This is a genomic window from Pseudomonas sp. NDM (assembly GCF_003105095.1).
Taxonomy (GTDB): Bacteria; Pseudomonadota; Gammaproteobacteria; order Pseudomonadales; family Pseudomonadaceae; genus Aquipseudomonas; species Aquipseudomonas moraviensis_A.
On record NZ_QETJ01000294.1, the window covers coordinates 1 to 2,413 of the forward strand.

The 2,413-nt window shown below is 62.4% G+C and carries 2 protein-coding genes; both read right to left on the reverse strand.

All coding sequences use genetic code 11. From position 1 onward, the window contains the following. Window positions 1–122: 122 nt before the first annotated feature. Window positions 123–1,592 (reverse strand): ATP-binding protein, encoded by a 1,470-nt coding sequence (locus DCO47_RS26535; RefSeq protein WP_016773530.1) that lies wholly within the window; start codon window positions 1,590–1,592, stop codon window positions 123–125. Beyond that, window positions 1,582–2,313: a response regulator gene (locus tag DCO47_RS26540; RefSeq protein WP_039758123.1), complete on the reverse strand. Its 732-nt coding sequence runs from the start codon at window positions 2,311–2,313 to the stop codon at window positions 1,582–1,584. The genes DCO47_RS26535 and DCO47_RS26540 overlap by 11 nt, the downstream gene beginning before the upstream one ends. Between the last annotated feature and the right edge of the window lie 100 nt (window positions 2,314–2,413).

The following is a 2,413-nucleotide window of genomic DNA, read 5'->3' on the forward strand; positions in this document are numbered from 1 at the left end:
GGCTGATGCTGTAGCGGGTCAGGGTCTTGCCGGAGTCGCCCTGCTCGATGCGATAGACCTGGCCGTGAATCTTGCCTTCGCCGGTGGCGCCGAACGTCATGAAGGCTGCGATCTTTTGATCTTCAATCTACCGAGCGCGGCAACTGCAACGTCACCCGCAACCCACCCTCACGCAGGTTCTGCAGCGTCACCTCACCGCCATGGCTATGGGCAATGTTGCGCGCAATACCCAGACCGAGTCCGTAGCCCTGCTGCTGCCCCGCCAGGCGGAAGTGGGGTTCGAACACCTGCTCCAACCGTTGCTGCGGCACGCCCGGGCCTTCATCGTCGACGTGCAAAACAAACGCGCTGTCATCGTCATCAATGTGCAGGTGCGCGTTCTGTCCGTATTTCAAGGCGTTGTCGATCAGATTGCCGATGCAGCGCTTGAGCGCCAGCGGCTTGCCCGGATACGCCGACAGCGCGCGACCATGCTGGGTTACGCGACCGTTGCCATTCGGCGCCAGGTACGGCTCGACCAGACAATCGAGGACATGGTTGAGATCCACCGGCTCGATGTTCTCGTGGATGTCGGTGTCTTTCACGCATTGCAACGCGCCTTTGACCAGCAGCTCCAGCTCATCCAGATCGCGGCCGAACTTGGCTTGCAGCTGTTCGTCCTCGAGCAGCTCGACGCGCAAACGCAAGCGGGTGATCGGCGTGCGCAAGTCGTGGGAAATCGCGCTGAACAACTGGCTGCGCTCGGTCAGGTAGCGGCTGATGCGTTCGCGCATGGTGTTGAACGCGCGCCCGACCTCCACCACTTCACTGCCGCCGCCCTCCGCCACTGGCTCGACGTCGGCGCCCAGCGACAGATCCCGCGCTGCCCGCGCCAGACGCTTGAGCGGCCGGCTCTGCCAGTGCACCAGCAGGCCGATGAACAACAACAGAAAGCCGCTGGTCAGGACGATGAACCACACCTGCTGCGCCGGCAGGCCTTGCTCTTCGAGACTGGTGTAGGGCTCGGGCAGCAACGAGGCGATGTACAACCACTCGCCCGGGGCCATCTGAATTTGAGTGACCAGCACCGGCGGATTCACCGGTTCAAGCGTCAACGCGTAGTGCGCCCAGGAGCGCGGCAATTCATCGAGTTTCAGTCCGGCGTTGAAAATGCGCAGGTCTTCGGGACTGACGAAGGTCACCGAAATATCCGTGTCATGGCCCAGCGACTGGCGCAGCACTTCATCCACCGCTTGCATCACCGCGGCCTTGCGCGGCGTCACTGGCAGCACGTCCATGCCCAAGGGCTTGTCGTTGAGGGTCACGACAAACCGGGTGCCGCCCATGCTGCGCAATTGATCGAGCACCAGCGGTCGATAGGCCACCGGCAAGGAACGGAAATAACTGACGCTGGCGGTCATCGAATGGGCCAGGCTGCGGGCGCTGGTGACCAGGCCTTCGAGCTGGGTGGCGCGCAACTGCGAAACCCAGATCACACTCGACAGCGTCTGTGCGAACAGCACCGCCAGCAGGGTCAGCAGCAACATCCGCCCGAGCAGCGAACGCGGCACCGGAATGCGGTTGGCGAACTTGCGCAGTGACTCAGTGAGCATTGCCGGCAACCACATTGGCTGCCAACTGGTAACCGCTGCCACGCACGGTGCGGATCAGCCGTGGCGGTTTTTCGGTGTCGCGCAGGCGTTGGCGCAAACGGCTGACGGCCATGTCGACGATGCGATCGAGCGGCATCAGATCGCGGCCACGGGTGGCGTTGCCGATGGTGTCGCGGTCGAGGATTTGCTGCGGGTGGTCGAGGAACAGTTTCAGCAGGGCGAAATCGGCGCCGGAGAGAATCACCTCTTCACCGTCAGTGTGGAACAGCCGATGGCTGACCGTGTCCAGGCGCCAGTCGTCAAAGGCCAGCACTTCGCTGCCGCTGCGTTCGTGGGCGAATTGCGCACGGCGCAGCAAAGCCTTGATTCGCGCTTGCAGTTCGCGCGGGCTGAACGGTTTGCCGAGGTAGTCATCGGCGCCGAGTTCGAGACCGATCACGCGGTCGGCTTCGTCGGAACTGGCGGTCAGCATGATGATCGGCACCTGCGCCTGACGCGGATGCTGACGCACCCAACGGCACAGGCTGAAGCCGTCTTCGTCGGGCAGCATGACATCGAGGATCACCAGATCGCTCGGCGCCTCGTTGAGCGCCTGACGAAAACCGGCGCCATCGGCGGTGGCCCGCACCTGAAACCCGGCGCGGGTCAGGTAGGTTTCCAGCAACTCGCGTATTTCCTGGTCGTCATCGACCAACAATATCGACTTGTTGACTGAGCTCACTTCGAAGGCATCCTTGTTGTTGGAGTTGGGGCGGATTATGCCTTAAGCGCTGATTTTACAAACACCACAAAACCATCGTAGGAGTGAGCCTGCTCGCGAT